Annotated in this window: 11 protein-coding genes; 7 read left to right on the plus strand and 4 right to left on the minus strand. The window is 59.8% G+C overall.

The features are described 5' to 3' along the window. Window positions 1-133: 133 nt before the first annotated feature. Window positions 134-1,783 (minus strand): MBL fold metallo-hydrolase, encoded by a 1,650-nt coding sequence (locus AC0L2Y_RS07580; RefSeq protein WP_473555001.1) that lies wholly within the window; start codon window positions 1,781-1,783, stop codon window positions 134-136. Between the two features lie 825 nt (window positions 1,784-2,608). On the opposite strand from AC0L2Y_RS07580, the gene AC0L2Y_RS07585 reads away from it, so the two are divergent. Both AC0L2Y_RS07585 and AC0L2Y_RS07590 read left to right on the plus strand, forming a co-directional pair. After that, window positions 2,609-4,747: an ATP-binding protein gene (locus AC0L2Y_RS07585; RefSeq protein ID WP_473555002.1), complete on the plus strand. Its 2,139-nt coding sequence runs from the start codon at window positions 2,609-2,611 to the stop codon at window positions 4,745-4,747. Next, the gene (locus AC0L2Y_RS07590) at window positions 4,747-6,051 is read left to right on the plus strand and encodes a hypothetical protein (protein WP_473555004.1); all 1,305 of its coding nucleotides are present in this window, start codon (window positions 4,747-4,749) and stop codon (window positions 6,049-6,051) included. Before AC0L2Y_RS07585 ends, AC0L2Y_RS07590 begins: the two co-directional genes overlap by 1 nt. On the opposite strand, the gene AC0L2Y_RS07595 is transcribed toward AC0L2Y_RS07590, so the two are convergent. From AC0L2Y_RS07595 to AC0L2Y_RS07605, 3 genes are all read right to left on the minus strand, one after another. After that, entirely contained in the window at window positions 6,048-6,917 is an 870-nt protein-coding gene (locus AC0L2Y_RS07595; RefSeq protein ID WP_473555007.1) for a nucleotidyl transferase AbiEii/AbiGii toxin family protein, read from the minus strand. The two genes, AC0L2Y_RS07590 and AC0L2Y_RS07595, sit on opposite strands and share 4 nt — an antisense overlap. Beyond that, window positions 6,910-7,524 carry a type IV toxin-antitoxin system AbiEi family antitoxin domain-containing protein gene (locus AC0L2Y_RS07600; RefSeq protein ID WP_473555010.1) on the minus strand — a complete coding sequence of 205 codons (615 nt, stop codon included), beginning with the start codon at window positions 7,522-7,524 and terminating at the stop codon, window positions 6,910-6,912. The genes AC0L2Y_RS07595 and AC0L2Y_RS07600 overlap by 8 nt, the downstream gene beginning before the upstream one ends. A 130-nt stretch (window positions 7,525-7,654) precedes the next feature. Next, a complete protein-coding gene (locus AC0L2Y_RS07605; protein ID WP_473555012.1) occupies window positions 7,655-8,128 on the minus strand; it encodes a very short patch repair endonuclease in 474 nt (157 codons plus the stop codon). A gap of 76 nt (window positions 8,129-8,204) precedes the next feature. Between AC0L2Y_RS07605 and AC0L2Y_RS07610 the strand changes: the two genes are divergently transcribed. Genes AC0L2Y_RS07610 through AC0L2Y_RS07630 form a run of 5 tightly spaced genes read left to right on the plus strand, consistent with a single transcriptional unit; the run spans window position 8,205 to window position 17,107 of the window. Continuing rightward, the gene (locus AC0L2Y_RS07610) at window positions 8,205-9,815 is read left to right on the plus strand and encodes a DNA cytosine methyltransferase (protein WP_473555015.1); all 1,611 of its coding nucleotides are present in this window, start codon (window positions 8,205-8,207) and stop codon (window positions 9,813-9,815) included. After that, entirely contained in the window at window positions 9,805-11,313 is a 1,509-nt protein-coding gene (locus AC0L2Y_RS07615) for an ATP-binding protein (protein WP_473555017.1), read from the plus strand. Before AC0L2Y_RS07610 ends, AC0L2Y_RS07615 begins: the two co-directional genes overlap by 11 nt. Before the next feature lie 16 nt (window positions 11,314-11,329). Further along, window positions 11,330-14,065: a Z1 domain-containing protein gene (locus tag AC0L2Y_RS07620; protein WP_473555020.1), complete on the plus strand. Its 2,736-nt coding sequence runs from the start codon at window positions 11,330-11,332 to the stop codon at window positions 14,063-14,065. Continuing rightward, window positions 14,062-15,072: a PD-(D/E)XK motif protein gene (locus AC0L2Y_RS07625; RefSeq protein WP_473555022.1), complete on the plus strand. Its 1,011-nt coding sequence runs from the start codon at window positions 14,062-14,064 to the stop codon at window positions 15,070-15,072. Before AC0L2Y_RS07620 ends, AC0L2Y_RS07625 begins: the two co-directional genes overlap by 4 nt. Then, window positions 15,065-17,107, plus strand: a complete 2,043-nt coding sequence (locus AC0L2Y_RS07630; protein WP_473555024.1) for an AIPR family protein — start codon at window positions 15,065-15,067, stop codon at window positions 17,105-17,107. Before AC0L2Y_RS07625 ends, AC0L2Y_RS07630 begins: the two co-directional genes overlap by 8 nt. Window positions 17,108-17,648 lie beyond the last annotated feature (541 nt).

Below are 17,648 nucleotides of genomic sequence, written 5' to 3' on the forward strand. Positions count from 1 at the left end.
AAGCGGCCAATCCGGTTTCGGGCCAAAAGGGTGCAGGACCGCAATGCGTCTATCTCGGTCACCGACGCCGGTTAGGGGGAGCACCAAAAAGCAGACACTCTAACGACAAGGGTGTAGCGCTTCTCGCCTATCTCTACTCATTGAGTAGAAAAAAGAGGACCGCGACCTCCTCCAGCCTTGAGCCCCGCGCACTGCTAACTTGGTGGAAGATCTTGCCCGCCTGCTCAACGGCCTTACGCAACTGTGGAGCGGGATGCTTCCAGTCGTCCCGCACAGGCTCCGCTGCGGCGAAATAGATGTCAGCATCGCCAATGAGTCGCTTTGGATTGCTGTTGTGAATGGAGCCATGGTGCGGAAACATGAAAGTGGAAACGGCGTTTAACAACTCACCGTAGTGAGTCTCAAACGCATCGACCAGGGCAGTATTCCGAAGTGGAGCGTCGCCGGTGCCCAGCCAGCCGAATTTCGCCGAGGGCCAGCGTCCCAGGTTGGGCCGTATCACTGTCGCGCCAACGCGAGAAGGATCTGCAGGCCCAGAGTAGAGCGACAGGCTTGTTGCGTTCTTGTTGCCGAAAGCGTGATGATATGCCTCGCCAAGCAGGTCGGACTGCTCGGTCACGAGCCTTCGCCGTTCGTTCATATCAGAGATGCGGGTGCGAAAGCTCCCTTCATCCCATCCGAGAAGGATTTCTGCGGTCTCTGCGAAAATACTTTTTGCGTCTTCGTCAGCTCGCTGCACATAGGGAAGAAGACGCCAGGTAGTTTGCAGTCCGATGCCAGTGGCACCTGCAATGTTGATCACTCCATCACGAACATAGAAACAGTCCTGACCGACGCTTCGAACCTCAGGCCGTTCTTCGCCAGCAGCCCCAAGTTTCCATGGCATATCCTCCGGACCACCGCTGATCGGGCCAGCAAGGGGCGCATCAGGCGCGGGACCCTCGCCGTTGTCCATCAGAAGAATTCGACGTGCACCGAGGTCCTTGAGCGTGCGCACGGGGTCGATCACGAGTTCCACGAAGAAGGCGTCGGCAGGTTCGGCGCGAGTCCCTGCATGCGCAAGAGCGATCACCTTCTCAAGATCGTCTACGTAAGGGATGACAACTGTATCAACGTTGAGTTTGCCGTCTCCGATCAACGCCGGAACACCTGAGACATGATCAGCGTCAAAATGGGAAAGAAATAGGAAGTCGAGCCGACGACTGCCGCTTCGTCGGAGCAGGTATGATATCTCGGCTTCAACATTCTTGCGGGGATGCGAACCGCAGTCGTAGACGTATAGAAAATCGCACTTCCCCAACTCCTGTTGCTCCGCCCACGCCTCGAACAGAGCAGCGTTTGCCGCTAAGCGAGTGAGTCCCCCCGCGTGAAAGCCGCCCTGACCGGCGGCGAACTGTATGCGTTGGTGCCCAAGGATTATGCCGTTCACCATGCGGCTCCAGGCTTCTCCATCGTCCCGCTTGAGTCGCGTCGACCGGTTCCGGATTGCGGTACTTAGCCGATCAAGGAACTGATCAGGATTTTCGTCGATCCAGCGTTCGCGCCGCTGGCGATACTCGGCTAGGGTAGACACTGCCTGCCGCGCCATCGGGAAGTGGCGCCATCTGGCAATGCCGCTGTTGATGGAAATGGTCGCACGTAGACGGGCGGCATGGGGATCGTGCGGATCTGCGACTTGAGTGCGTTCAAACTCGAGGAGGTCGTGAGCGTGCGCGCACATCCGCTTCCAACGCTCGAGTTGCATTCCCGCAGGACGTTTTGGTAGATAATTCCACTCGCCCAAGGCAGCCTTCCTGTTCCCTTCGCAGTCCAGTGATCCCGAACGCACCTCCGGTTTGCTGACTCAGTTGCTCGCAACATCGTCTGCTCCTGCTGGTTTGGCGTCAGCGATGCGCCTCATCTCGTTCGTCGTTGTGGAAGCTTTGCTTTCTCCTGAACGCGGATACTACGACTGGCGCATAGCATGTCGACTGTGCCAAGGGTCAGCCTACTACACTAGAATCACGAGCAGCGCTCAAGTTCGCTCGAAGCTTTCGTGGCGACCGAAGCGTGATCGGATCTAGCTCCTGTCCAGCGCCAACTGCGCGCGATCTTGACCGACCTGTTTCCATCCTGACAGAAGAACATGAGGACCGCCGCGGACGGGGACAGTCGGTCCCGCGTCCCGTCCTGCGGCCGGCGCTATGCTGACGCTCCTACGGCTGCCCCGTTCACCGCCAGCGGCGGGGGCGAATTTCCTCCGTCCCACGCGCGACAATCGCCCGCTGGTGCGGACGCGCGCAGGACTTCGGTTTATGCGCCGTTGTTCCTTGGTGCGCCGACGCCCGCCGGCGCGGGGGCGACAATTCGTAAAGATGGCCTCCAGTCGCAACCTTTACCCTATGATGATGACAGGACCATTTTATGCCCGTCAATTTCGCCAAGACGGTCTTCGTTCGCGTCAGTCTGTTTTGCCCCGAAGGCTACCCGTACCAATCGCATTGCAGGCAATGATCTGGCCAGAATAGCTTCAGTACTTTCTAGCGAACCGCAAATCGGTTAGCGTCGACGAGGGTGATATGTGCAAGCTCGGACTCGTGAGCGATTTTCCTGGGGGCGTTATTTTGCAATGACCGGCGAACGCGTGTTGCAGCGTCCCTTCCGCCCCCGCGCGCGATTGCTCCAACTGCTCGGGGATCAGCTCATCGGATCACCGCGTTTGGCGCTCTTTGAGCTCGTCAAGAACGCCTACGACGCCGACGCGAACGAGGTAACGATCAAGTTCGAGAAGCTCGGAACAGCTGACGCGACCATCTCCATTCGAGACAACGGCCAGGGAATGTCTCTGGACACAATCGAACATGTCTGGCTCGTACCGGGGCACGATCACCGGGAGCAAGATCGGGAGAGCAACGTCAGGTCTCCCAAGTACGGGCGTCTCCCACTAGGCGAAAAGGGAGTCGGCCGGTTCGCCGTCCACAAGCTCGGTGACTCGATCACCCTGGTGACCAGAGCAGAAGGCCATGCCGAATGCGTGGCAAAGTTCGACTGGGATCAACTTCTCGATGAGACATATCTCGCCGACGCACAGATCACTGTGCGCGAGCGTGCGCCCCAAGTATTCGCGTCGGCGACCGGAACGCTGATCGAAGTCGGCAGACTGAGGGCCGCCGATTGGACGAGAGGGGAGATCCGCGACCTCTACCGCCAGGTGACTTCGATCGCATCACCCTTCGGCGACCGGGTCGGGAACTTCGAGGTAAAGCTCGAAGTGCCAGATCATCCGGAATGGCTGGCCACCCTGCCGGGTGTGCAGCAACTCCTCGAAATGGCGCCTTACAGATTCGAATTCGACTTCGACGGAGACACGCTGCACTACAGATACGAATTCGTGGGCGTTCCGGGCCTGAGACTGGAGAAGCGCCTCGTCGACCGTGACGAGCCGCACTTTCAGATTCCACCCGCCCAAGAGCCCGATGAACTTGATCCCATCGATCAGCCAAGGCCGAAGCGCCGGAGCCGGATTACGGCCGACAAGTCGACGCTGGAGGGCATCGGGAAGGTATCGGGTCGATTCCATATCTTCGACCGCGACAAGAAGGTCCTGCCTCTCTACGGCGACACTCGCTTTCTGGAGCGCTTCCTCAACCAGAATGGCGGCGTGCGCGTGTATCGTGATGGCGTGCGCGTATACAATTACGGCGAGCCAAGCGATGATTGGCTGGGTCTTGATCTGCGGCGGGTCAACGAACCGACAAAGCGGTTGAGTCGCAACATTACGATTGGCGTTGTCGATCTGGGACTGGCTGAAAGCCAGGGGTTGCATGAGAAGACCAATCGCGAGGGTTTCGTTGAAAATGAAGCCTACGGGCGCCTGCAGCGGGTGGTGCTTGGTGCACTCTGGGTACTTCAAGTCGAGCGCAACATCGACAAGGAGCGCATCCGGGAGCTCACGGGCGGCGCGAGCGACACTCCGCAAGGCGTGGAGGGGCCGCTGGCAGAACTCCGCAGGCTGGCTCGAGAGAACCGTATCGGCGATATCCTCGAACCCACAATCCGAAAGATTGAGGACGACTACCAGACACTGCGTGAGAATTTCGCGCGTTCGGGCGTGTCGCACGCCGGGCTTGCGATCATCTTCCACGAGGTCGAGCGTGGCGTTCGGGTTCTTACCGGGTCAATCAACGATCCGGGGATGACGATCGAATCCATCCGCGATCAAGCTGGCCAGCTCCAGGGGATCCTGGAGACTTCATCGCAGCTGCTCCGCAATACGACAAGCAGGCCTGGCTCGCTGAGAGATATTGTCCGGACTGCGCGCGACCTCAGCCTGCTTCGCTTCAGGCTGCATGGCATCAAGCTGGAATGTCCTGCGCTCGAGGACGACGGACCCGACGCGACGGCCACCTTTGCCTCCGGCCTGGTCCTCGGGGCACTCACCAATCTCATCGACAATGCCGTCCATTGGGTAAAGGTGCGCCATCCCGAACCGGCAGACAGGCGCATCTACGTGAATGTTGTTCCCGACTACGAAGGCGGACCGGCGATCGTGGTTGCGGACAATGGCTCGGGGTTCCTCGATGATCCTGCAACCATGGTCAGCCCGTTCTTCACGCGCCGCCCCGGGGGAAGCGGCCTCGGCCTGTACTTCGCCAACCTCGTCATGGACCTCAACGAGGGCCGCCTTGTCTTCCCTACCATGGATCAGGCCGAGGTGCCCGAAGGCTACGACGGCGCGGTAGCCGCACTCGTCTTCGGGAAGCGATGATGTTCACACCTGCGCGCTACATCGTTCTCGACGACGAGCCGTCGGAGCTGGCTACGCTCATCGATGCGCTTCATATCTTGGGTGCCCCCTGCATAGGCATCCGATTCGATCCCTTCGGACTTCCTGACCCCACGCTATTCGCCGGGGTGCGCATCCTCTTCAGCGACCTCCACCTGGTGCAGGCACAACCGGCGGGAGTTCAGCATTACAACACTCTGGCAAGCCTGCTCGACCACTGCATTTCCGAGCAGCACGGACCCTATCTTCTCGTGCTCTGGACGTCGCACGAACACGAAAGGGCGGCGCTTACCCAGAGACTGGAAGAACTTCTGCCGGCCCCGAAGCGCCCCCTTGCGGTTCTCGCGCTCGACAAGACCACATTTCGGAACGGCAATGCCTGGGATGCAGCAGGCCTTCGTCAAGCCATTCGTGAGCAGGTGACATCAATGCCTCAGCTGCAGGCACTGCTCAGCTGGGAGCGCGATGTTCTCGCTGCGGCAAACGAAACGCTGGCTTTGCTTGGCAGCCTCATTCCCGACGATCAGCGACGTGTCGGTACATATCCGGGGGCGCTCGATCGAATTCTCAGCCTCCTTGCCGTTGCGGCTGCGGGCTCCACAAACGCTCCGAACGACCGGAAGGGCGCTGTTGCCGCGGCACTATCGCCGTTGCTGAGCGATCGGATTCTGAACCGCCCGCAGGATCCGCAGGGAAACCCGCTGTGGGAACAGGCTGTCACTTTCCAGCATGGGCCGGCACTCACAGCTCCCCAGAAGGCACGGATGCATAGGATGTTGCACCTTGCGGTGCCTCCTGGCGAAGTCGTCAACCGGACTGACTGGGGCGCGATCATTGCGCTTGACGAGGCCAGGCTGACCGATCATGCAATGATCGCAAGGTTCGGCCTCACGGCGGCGGATCTTCGTGACCACGAGTTCAAGCTGAAGCAGACTCGCCGCCTGGAGGGTCAGCTGATCGTGGTGCGCGGAGGTGCAAACTGTGACCAGGCGCAAGGTCAGGCCGGTCCGATACCGCTTCTGCTTGGAATGCTTGTTCCGTCGGGGGCGCTGTCAACAGACAAGAAGCGCAGCATTGCAATCCAACTCTGTGAAGAGAAGTTCGAACTCGCAGGCTACGAAGAGCCCGTCAGTCTTCTGATACATGCGCGCTTGGTCACAACCATCATGTCCGAGGAGTTCCAGCAGTGGCCTCCCGCGACGCTGCGCCTGCGCGAGCAGCTGCTGACCACGATCCTCGTCCATGTTGCGACCCATGCCATGCGACCGGGAACACTCCGGTTCTAGGGACGTTGCGCGGACAATCGAGCGCAGGATGGTCCCACGAGCTTCCAGATATCAGCGACGACTTCATCCAGCGTGACGCCTTCCAGCTGGATCGACCTCGTGTAAGCCCGCCACTGTGCCTGCTTGCTTGCATCGCGCAGGAAAGCCTCCGAAAGACCCGGAGGCAGATCGGTTGGGATCAACGTCCCTCTTCTCTTCAACGTTGCGCCGATGGCCGCATCCAGCTCGGCATCCGGGATGGTCACGGCCCGGGGAATCGCCCAGAGATCGAAGTAGTCCTTCATGCGGCCGTTGATGACGCCGAGCGCGACCATGGCCTGGAATTTCTCGGCGATGACCGCTGCGGGCGGGTAGGTTCGGATGCTGGGCGTTTCCATGCCCAGCATGGACGGATATGCCAGAGACGGCGCTGGGCTAGAGAGAACATCGCCAAAGCCTATGTCAATCGTAACCGGGATTCGGGTTCGCTCAAGAAGGGCCGCCGTCCGCAAGCGAACTCCATTATATTCCATGTCCTCGCGGATGATTGTTGCCCTGAGTTCTTCGATGTCAAAGATCAGCCCGTCGTTCAAATTTATTGCCATGATCTCGGCAAAGTCGGTTCTCAGACGTTCCTGATCTGCGTCGCCGAAACCAAGGAAGTCGGCATCACGGGTCTCGCGATTTCCGCCCTCGAGCCAGAGCGTGACGAGCATTCCTCCCTTAAGAATGAACCGATCCGTCTGCCCCGAGATCGACAGACGATAAAGGAGTCGTTCGAGCGCATATCGCACCAGCACGACCTCATAAACCCGACCGTCCCTCCGAGCCAGGTTCAGAAGCTGCTGCTTGATCGACGCTGCCCGGTTGCCACCTTCGCTAGCCATTGGACGTCAGCGCCTCGAGATATGCGCGCATCTTCTTCCAAGCACCGCCCGCCATCGCCGCCTCCGCGATGGCGGACGGAGTCGCCTTGCGCTGCTCGAGCGCCGCACGCAGCGACTCAATGGCAACCGAGCGGTCGACGAACTTGCTGCGGAAGACGTCGGCCAGTGTCTTCGGCACTGAAAAGACCGGGACATTGACGCCCGAAATCCGATGGTGCTCGATTCCCTGCTGCATGTACTTTTCGCTGAATTCGATGACGCGGATCGGTGGATAGGGCGGTGACGGTGCCCAGTCCTTGACGCTAATGGCGACCCATATTTGCCGGGGCATCTGGTCGGTGAGTCCGTGAAAGGCGAGCGCCGAACTCATGGCGATGACACCCTTCGGCACAAGCTTTGTTGCTTCGGCGAGCTGCTGCTCCGTGTCGACCTCGCCGTCAACGCGCTGATAGAGTCCGCGGGATATTCTGGTCAGTTCACCGTCCTGGACTGCGCGCGAGATCGTCGGGGCGAAAACGCCGGCCCTGCGCAGTTCATACGCGCGCATGATCGGATGGGTGTCGAGGAGGGCGTGTAGGCGTTCGCGTTGAGTCGGCGGTGAGGTCATGATCCTGTTACATATCCTGGGTGTAAATTGAATTTCAACCCAGGTTTTGTAACATGGCTGCTGTTACATATCCTGGGTGAATAACGAATATACACCCAGGATATGTAACGCGACTCGTCAAAAATCGACATCAGGTGACGTCGATCCTGGCAAGCGGTCTGACAACAGCGCTTTCGAAGTCGCCGCCTCCCGCATCCGTCCAGGCAAGAACCCGTTCAACGGTCTGATCGAGGTTCGCCGCGCGCAAGCCGCATTCCCAGACGACGGCGACCCGCCAGCCAGCAATACGAAGGGCATCGCGCACCTCGACATCGCGCGCCCTGTTCCGCTGGAACTTGGCCGCCCAGAACTCGGCGTTCGATGCAGGCGTGCTACACCAGTGGCATCCCTCGTGGCGATGCCAAAAGCAGCCATGGACAAAGATTGCAACTCGTCGCGAAGGCAGCACGATATCCGGCTTTCCTGGAAGCATTGCCACATGCAGCCGAAAGCGGAGGCCCGCAGCATGGAGCCTCCGGCGAAGCACTATCTCGGGCTTCGTATCCTTGCCCCCGATCCCTGCCATCATGCGTGAGCGGGTAAGTGGATCCACCACATCGATCATGAACAGAAGCCTGTCATTTTCGCCTGGACCTGATATTCATTGCTGTATTTGCCATGGCTCTGAAAGCATACGATTCTTGCCAAGATATTCCGTCGTCGACATATTTGCAGGCCCTGGGGGGCTGGCCGAAGGATTTTCCAGTGTTCCTGCGGGAGATGGCGGGCGAGCTTTTCGGATTGCGCTATCCATCGAGAAGGAAGCGGCCGCCTTTTCGACGCTGCGGCTGCGAAGCTTCCTGAGGCAATTTGGCAGTACTTTGCCGAATCGATACTACACCTACATCAATGGCAAGGGCGAGGAGCCGGATTGGGCGATCGAATATCCCAACCAATGGGCGGCGGCGGTCGAAGAGGCCTGGCAGTTGGAACTCGGCAAGGAGGATCCGGAAAGGCGTCTGAACGCTCGTCTCGATGCAATCCGTACAGAAAGCGACGGTAATACCGTCTTGATTGGCGGGCCGCCTTGCCAAGCATATTCGCTCGTCGGTCGCGCTCGAAATCAGGGCATCAAGACCTATGATGCCAGTAAAGACGAGAAACACTTCCTCTACAAGGAATACATTCGGATCCTGGATCGCTTGAAGCCCGCCGCCTTCGTCATGGAGAACGTCAAGGGCATGCTCTCGTCCTCAATCGATGGCGAGAACCGCATCTTCGACCAAGTGCTGCATGATCTTCGGGGCGAGCGTCGGGGCGCAACCCGGTATCGTCTTATCGCGCTTGACCCGCGGTCGCGCCGTCAACTCGATCTCACAGGCTTCGTGCCGCGCGCGTCGGATTTCATTGTCCGTGCCGAAGACTTCGGCGTTCCGCAAGCCCGGCACCGTGTGATTGTCGTTGGGCTTCGCGCAGATCTCGCCAAAGGTCTTCCGGACTCTTCGCTTGCTGATCTGATGGTTCGCCACAGTCTCAAGGCTACGGTCGAGCATGTGCTCGGCGGTATGCCGAAACTGCGCAGTGGGCTCAGCCGCGGCGTTGACGGCGCCGAGGAATGGAGAAAGATCGTCGAGACCGCAATGAACTTTGTCGCCGGTATGGACACCTATCTTTCCGATGAACTTCAGCTTGCGTTCGAGACCCGAGCCCAAGAGTATCTGGCTGAATTTCGGGGAATGAACGTCCTGCCTGGGCGCGAGGCAAGTGGCGATGGGATTTCCCCCAACTGTCCCATCGACCTTCGGAAATGGCTTGTCGATGACCGGCTTTCCACTCTCCCAAATCACGCTTCTCGCGGCCATATGGCAAGCGATCTAGCCCGATACTTCTTTGCCACCGTGTTTGCCGAGGTTGCGGGGCGTTCGCCCAAGGCGGCGGATTTTCCCGACGAACTCGCACCCAATCATGAAAATTGGGATACTGGAAAGTTTGCCGACCGGTTCCGTGTGCAGCTGTGGGGCGGGCCGTCGACCACGGTCACGAGCCACATCTCAAAGGACGGGCACTACTTCATCCATCCCGACCCGCTCCAGTGCCGCAGCCTGTCGGTCCGCGAGGCGGCGAGGCTTCAGACCTTTCCCGACAACTACCTCTTCAAAGGGAATCGAACGGAGCAGTACGTTCAGGTAGGAAATGCCGTGCCGCCACTTCTCGCTCACTGGATTGGAGAGGCGCTCTGGACGATCCTCAACGCCAGCCATGCAGAAGGCTCCGAAACGGCTGACGAAGGCAGGCTACTCCGTGTCGGATGATTATGATCTGGCGAGCCCGGGAGCTGCGGAGCTCTTCGAATCTCTCCGAGCCTTCGGCTACGATCTACCCACCGCGCTGGCTGACATCATTGACAATAGCATCACCGCCCGTGCCCGCAACGTCTGGATAGATATGCAGTGGGCCGGGCAGGAATCACGCATCGTTGTCCGGGACGACGGCAAAGGCATGAGCGAAGACGAGCTGCGTCAGGCAATGAAGCCTGGCAGCCTCAGCCCCCTCGCCAATCGGGCAAAGGATGACCTTGGCCGCTTCGGGCTCGGCATGAAGACGGCATCGATCTCTCAATGTCGCTGCCTCACGGTGCTAAGCAAGAAAGCTGGCAAGCAGGCACTCAGGCGGTGGGATCTGGACTACATCGCCGGCACCGGGACTGGCGAATGGCGTCTCCTCAAGAGAAGTGATCTGCTGTCTAGCGCCGATCATCGACTTCTTGCAAAGCAGACAAGCGGGACGATACTTTTCTGGGATCGCCTGGATGCACTCGTCGGCACCGCATCAGCCGATAACGAGACCGCGCAGAAGCATTTTCGAGAGCGGGCGGATGCGGTCAAGCTCCATCTCGCTATGGTGTTCCACCGTTTCCTCAAGGGCCGCGGCTCGATCAAGATCCACATCAACGGCCGTCCTATCGAACCTTGGGATCCATTCCTTGAGGATGTGAAATTCACCGAGCCGCTGACTGAGGAAACTCTCATCGCCGAAGGCGAGCGAGCAGAGGTCAAGCCCTTCGTGCTGCCCCATCATAGTCGCATCACACCCAACCAGCATGCGGCCGCGGCGGGGCCGAAGGGGTGGAATGCGCATCAGGGGTTCTACATCTATCGGAACCGGCGCCTGCTGGTGGCGGGAGACTGGCTTGGTCTAGGCATGCAGAAGGAGGAGCATTTCAAGCTTGCACGCATCCGGATCGACCTCTCCAGTTCGGCCGACCTACTTTGGCAGATCGACGTGAAGAAATCGCGTGCCCGCCCACCTGCGGTCCTGCGGGTCGATCTCCAGCGAATTGCACGCACTGCACGCAACCGCGCATCCAGTATCTACCGACACCGGGGAAAGCTCATCCAGCGCCAGCTAGGCGATCGAGAGGCCTTCCTGTGGACACATCTCACCAAGCACGGGAAGTCATTCTACCGCATCAACCGCGATCATCCACTTGTGCGAAAGGTTTTGGAGGGCGCGGACGAGCGTGTATCGGTGCAGGCGCTCTTCAGCCTCATCGAGCAGACCATCCCAGCGCCACTCATCGTCATCAACAACGCCGAGACGCCGGACGCGTTCGGCCAGCCGTTCGAAGGCGCGGCACGCGAGCTGCATGCCGCGATGGAGGCTGTGTTCGACGCGATGGTGGAGGGCGGGCGCGACAGAGCCGACGCGGCGCGGGGGCTGCTGCTCATGGAACCATTCAATGCCTATCCGGAGGTGGTCACCGCGTTTCTGGACAAGGTTGCGCGCGAGGTCGCCAAGGCAAAGAGATAAAACGGCAGGGGGGACAATGTCGACAGGAACACCTGAACAGCAACTGCGCAGCGCATATGGAACAGCCAATGCACTGCTCGAACTCGAATCACGGATCACGCAAGAGGCGCTCGAGCGGACGGTCGACATCGTTCTCGCGATGCCTCCCTATTCGGCGGTGGATCGAACCCGCCTGCTGCGCGAACTCGAGGCGCGCAACAATACGCTTGTCGGCGGTTATTCGATCATCGACGACAAGGAATTCGTGGCTTGGGTGAAGGCCGCCCGAGAGAAACGCCCCTTCGCGTTCTGGGAGCGGTACCGACATTGGATGGATCGCGGCAAGCGCTGGGCAAACGGGCCTCTGATCCAGCTCGATCGGTTGACTGACGATATCCTAGATCGACTTCGCAATCCGGAGACCGCCGGCGCCTGGGATCGACGTGGCCTTGTCGTGGGTGACGTGCAGTCAGGTAAGACTTCCAACTACACCGCGCTCATCTGCAAGGCGGTCGACGCAGGCTTTCCGCTGGTCATTGTGTTGGCGGGCGTGCACAACAGCCTGCGGAGCCAGACCCAGCTGCGGATCGACGAAGGCTTTCTCGGCTTCGACACAAGGCTGAGCCTTCTTGCCGACGATCAGGAGAATCAGCGGATCGGTGCCGGCAAGATGCCCAGCGCGCAGTTCCTTGTCGCGCATTCCCTCACCAGCAGTGCCGATGGTGGAGACTTCAAGGCTGGAACCGCCAACGGAACGCGCCTGATCCCGGGTGGGCGTGATCCCATCATCCTAGTCGTCAAGAAGCGCGTCAGCATCCTCGAGAATCTTCTGGCGTGGGTCCAGTCAGTCCGTGCGGTGGATGATCCCGGCACGCCGGGCGGCAAGATCATCCGCGACGTGCCCATGCTGGTGATCGATGACGAGGCCGACAACGCTTCTGCCAACACCAATGAGTATCGCAAGGACGACGGTAGCATCGACGAAGATGCGAATCCGACGGAAACAAACAAGCTGATCCGCAAGCTGCTCGTCTGTTTCGAGAAGAGCGCCTATGTCGGATACACGGCAACGCCATTCGCCAACGTGTTCATGCACCATAAGGCAACGCACAAGACGGCGGGCAAGGATCTGTTCCCGAGCAGTTTCATCATCAATCTGCCGGCACCCTCCAACTACATTGGCCCCGAAAAGGTGTTTGGTCTCAACCGGTCGGGTGTCGAGAGCGAAGGGAAGGGACTGCCGATCATCCGGCTCATCTCGGATGCGGCAGCAATCTTTCCGCCGGGTCACAAGATGGATCTGCCGGTTACCCAGCTACCGGCATCGCTGGAGGAAGCGATGCTCGCATTCCTTCTCGTCTGTGCAGCTCGGCGAGCACGGGGCGATATCAATGTCGACAACTCAATGCTCGTCCACGTGACCCGGCTTGTCGCTGTCCAAGATAAGGTGACGCGGTTGATCGACGAGTTCCTAGTGGACGTGGTGCGACAGCTGGAGTTTCCCGGCACGGGCGGAACCGCGCTTGCTCGGCTGAAGGCGCTCTGGACAAAGGAATTCGCCACGAAGGCCGAGCAGCTCCAGACACTTCTTGCCGATCATGATCTTCCACCGGTGACCTGGGGCCAGGTGAGAGAGCAGCTCTTCGACTCCGCTAAGCGCGTTCGCGTGAAGCAGATTAACGGATCGGCGAAAGACGCCCTGGATTACGCCGACCATCCGGATGGTCTGTCGGTCGTCGCGGTAGGCGGCGACAAGCTGTCGCGAGGGTTGACACTGGAAGGCCTCTCGATCAGCTACTTCATCCGTACGACCAAGATGTACGATACGCTGATGCAGATGGGGCGCTGGTTCGGATACAGGCCGCGCTACGCCGATCTGTGCCGCCTCTATACGTCATCGACTCTGGTTCGATGGTATCGGCACATTGCAACCGCCACCGCCGAGCTTCGAGAGGAATTCGATCTCGCTTTCAATACGGGACAGACGCCGCTCGAATTCGGTCATCGTGTCAGAACCCATCCCGACGGATTGCTCATCACGGCAGCAAACAAGATGCGGGCCGGCACGCGGGTTCGTGCGGGCTTCTCAGGCACGATCTCCGAAACTGTCTCATTCGAGACTGCCCACGCCGAGCAGAATTTCATTGCGTTTGAGAAGTTTCTCGCCGACCTGCCGCGCAGCACCGGCCACGGTCGGCATCAGTGGGACGAGGTCGACGGAAGCGAGATCGTCGCCTTGTTGCGGCAGGTACAGACATCGCGGGATTCCTGGAAAGCGAATGCGCAGGCCCTCGCTGACTATGTCGCAAACCGCGTCGCAAATGGCCGCCTGAAGACATGGACCGTTGTTCTAGCGGGTCAAGGCCGGTCGAAGGTGCCGCGCAAGATAGATCGGTATGAGGTGACATTGACCGAGCGCGAGATCGACTCCGTCGGGGACGGCCGCATCAGCATCGGGCGCCTCGTCAGTCCGGCCGACGAGGTTGCCGATTTGGACGAAACTGCTCGCGAGTTCGCGATGGAACAGACGCTCGATGCTTGGGACAAGAAACCTGAGCCCAAGAAGGATCCGCCCAAGACCGCGAGCGGTCCGTTCATCCGCAGGCAGCGAGATCGAGACCGTGGACTCCTTCTGATCTACCCGATCGACGCGGGTCTCGCCGATGATCTGCCACTGATGGGGTTTGCGATCAGCTTCCCGTTCGACAATGACGCGCCGCTGATCGACTACGCGGAGAACAGCGTGAAGCAGCTCGAGAGAATTTTCGAATGACGCCGGACCGGCTGCTTTCTACCTGGTCGAGCCTTGCCGACGAGCCCGCCAGCCCTGCGGGCGTCCAGCGCATCCGCCTCGATGCCGACACCCCGACGGACGTATTCGCCTGCATCTTCTGGCCAAGCCGGAAGCCAGGACTGCTCGTCGAAGGCGCGGGCGAACACAGGCCCAGCCCAGGCCGCATTCCAATCTGTCGCGGCGTCCGCATGGTCCACGAGGTGACGCCGGCACCCAATGCCAGAACACTCGTTCGTGTAATGCTCGAGGACGAACGGCTTCTCGAGATCTTCGCCGTCATGTCAGCCGACCTGGTAAATGTCGTCGCAGCCCAGCAGAGTGTGGTGCTGGCTCTGAGACGATGCATCGACCGCCTGTGCATGTGGCAGGTCCTTTTCGAGCGCATCCCGGTTGAGGGGCTCTCCGAAGAAAAGCAACGTGGAATGCTCGGCGAGCTGCTTGTGATGGAGACCCTTCTCCTTCCCCGGCTCGATCCGCTGGCCACAGTCGAATCGTGGGCGGGACCTGATCCTGGGCATCAGGACTTCCTCCGCTCCGGCCTTGCGATTGAGGTCAAGACAAGCCTGGCCAAGCGCCATGCCAGGATCCAGATCGCCAACGAGAAGCAGCTCGATGAGCGTCCGCACGACACCTTGGTAGTCGCACATCTCAGTCTGGATGAGAGCGCCGCACACGGCGACTCGCTTCCAGCGGTTGTTGATCGCCTGCGTGGCCTCCTCGCGTACGATCCGGTCGCGTCGCGTCTCTTTGATGACCGCCTGCTGCTCGGCGGCTATCTCGATGTTCATGCGTCGTTGTACCGCAACAAGTGGCAGTGCTCCGGGACACGCTACTATCGTGTAGAAGGTGATTTTCCGCGTCTGACCGAGGCGAACCTGCCTGCGGGCGTCGGCGACATTCGATATTCGATCATCGCGGCCGATCTTGGCCCATTCGAGTTGGGAGGAGAGGACGTAGCGTCCCTCGTGGAGGCGACCGATGGCTGAATTCGACGATCTTCAGACCTATGCAGTGAACATTCTGCAGGATGTCATTGCCCGCGCCGATTCAGCGGAAGATGGTGCCCTGCGTGCGGAGTCGTTCGCGGAACTGATGTTCGAGCATCTCGTCGATGCGGGCGAAATCGATGACGGAATTGGTTGTCCGGTGGAGGGCCGGGGCATTCGCTGCTCTGGATACTTCCTCTCCGAAGACAATGATCGTCTGGACCTGTTCCTCGTTGTTCCTCGTCTCGACGGCGCCGCCGGTATCGTTCCCAAGGCCGAGATAGACACAGCGTTCAAGCGCATCGGTGCCTATCTTGAGAAGGCACTTGGCGGGTTGCACAGGGAGCGCGAGGAAGCGCTTGCTGGATATGACATGAGCCGCGCGATCTGGGAGGCGCGCAACGAACTCAGCCATGTCCGATTGTTTGTGATCACCGATGGTCTCGCGACCGTTGAACAGATCGAGAGCTATATTTTGAGCTCGATCGAAGTATCCTGTCATCTGTGGGATTTGCGTCGGCTTCATCGCGCCGTTTCCTCGGGTGCAAGCAGGGAGGCGATCCATGTCGACTTCCACGAGCTGGGCGCCAGGCTCAGATGTGTCATCGCCAGCCCGCCGAACAGCGGATATCGCTGCCTTCTCACAATGATGCCGGGCAATCTGCTGGTCGAGATGTATCGGCTACATGGCCCAAGGCTGCTCGAGCGGAACGTCCGCAGTTTCCTTCAGCTCAAGGGCAAGGTGAATCAAAGCATCCGGAAAACGATCATCGATGAGCCGCAGATGTTCCTCGCATTCAACAATGGCCTGTCTGTCACGGCGACCGGTCTTCGCATTCTGGATCATGGCGATGGCACGGCAGATCTCTTGGCAGCCGACGACTTCCAGATCGTCAACGGCGGCCAGACGACCGGGTCGATCTTCCGCGCCTGGCGCAAGGACGATGTGGATGCGAGCCGCCTGCAAGTGCCGGTCAAGATAACCGAGATTTTGGATGATGGCGACATCGAGGAGATCGCGCCGCGCATCTCCCAGTCGGCCAACAATCAGAACAAGGTCAACATGGCGGACTTCTCGTCCAACCATCCCTTCCACCGACAGATGCAGGAGCTTTCCCGGTCGATCTGGGCGCCCCCGGCAGGCGGCATGCAACGTCAGTCACGCTGGTTCTACGAACGTGCGCGCGGTCAGTATCATGACGCGCTTGCCGAGAACCGCACCGATGCCGAGCGTCGCAAGTGGGAGCTCATCCACCCGCGAAACCAGCTCATGACGAAGACCGATCTCGCAAAGTACGAGCACAGCTGGTCCCAGTTGCCACATATTGTGAGCCGCGGGGGACAGAAGTGCTATCTCGATTTCATGGATGCGCTTGATCAGCGCGGCGGGTTCGAACCTGACGAGCACTACTTCCAGCGAACCGTCGCCAGAGCGATCCTCTTTCGGCAGTCAGAACGGATCGTATCGCGTCAGAAGTTCGGTGGGTACCGCGCGAACATCGTGACCTATCTCATCGCCTGGCTGTCGCATCACACTGCCAAGCGCGTCGATCTCGATGCCATCTGGCTCGCGCAGGAACTCCCCGCTGCCCTCGCGGCCTTCGTGGAAGTTCTGAGCGTCCACGCGCACGCCCACATCACGATGCCGCCGGGTGGCCAGAACGTGACCGAGTGGTGCAAGAAAGAGGCATGCTGGGACCGGTTCAGAGACACCCTGATTGAAATACCCGCAGACGTCGAAACTGTTCTCCTTTCCCGTGAAAAGACGCAGGTTGGTCGATCGGCAAGTGTGCTCGAAGAGCAGGCGAGCCCGACGGAGTCGGACCAGATTGATCGCGTGGCATCCGTTCCGGCGCAGATTTGGTTCGACCTTGCAGCATGGGCAAAGGACACGCATACCCTACAGGGTTGGCAGCGGTCGCTGTCCTTCAGCCTTGGGCGACTTGCTGGCGAAGGCAGAAAGCCCTCGCGCAAGCAGGCAATGCACGGCGAAAAAATAATTGAGGAAGCTAGGTCACTCGGCTTTCGACGATAGCATATTGAATCTCACTGCGATGGCAGGAAGGACGGCAGTCAATACGAGGACAGGTCGAACACTCCATGGAGTGACAAGGAACTTCGTGGGTTCGTGGAAGCCTCTGCACGCTGCTTCGGGTTCAGCTCTTAGGCGGCGATGTTCGTGCGGAGCCCCTCATACGAGCGCTCCTCAGAGAGCACTCGGATTATGTGCTGCGATCCGATACCGGATTCAAAACATCTCCGCAGATCGGGGAGTCCGGATACAGTCTGGAATTTGATCGCTGACCCTCGTGTACTGATCTCATTTCATTCTTCGAAGTCGCAGGGAGAGATGGTCTTGGCCATCTCTCCCCCGCGAATGCCGCCTGCACAGAGCGGGGCCGCCCGCTCGCAAGCCTGCGCATGATCATCACCTACTGAACTGACCCGATCCGCCCCGCTCGGCGCGCAGCCCAGCTCCGCTCGCCGGCATTCGCCCCCCTCTCTGCCGCGCGCTCACGCGCCCCCGGAAGGCATGCCGAGGGGCATGCCTTCGGCAGCTAACGGGAAAGGACTTG

The sequence above is a fragment of the Mesorhizobium sp. WSM4830 genome (assembly GCF_055811495.1).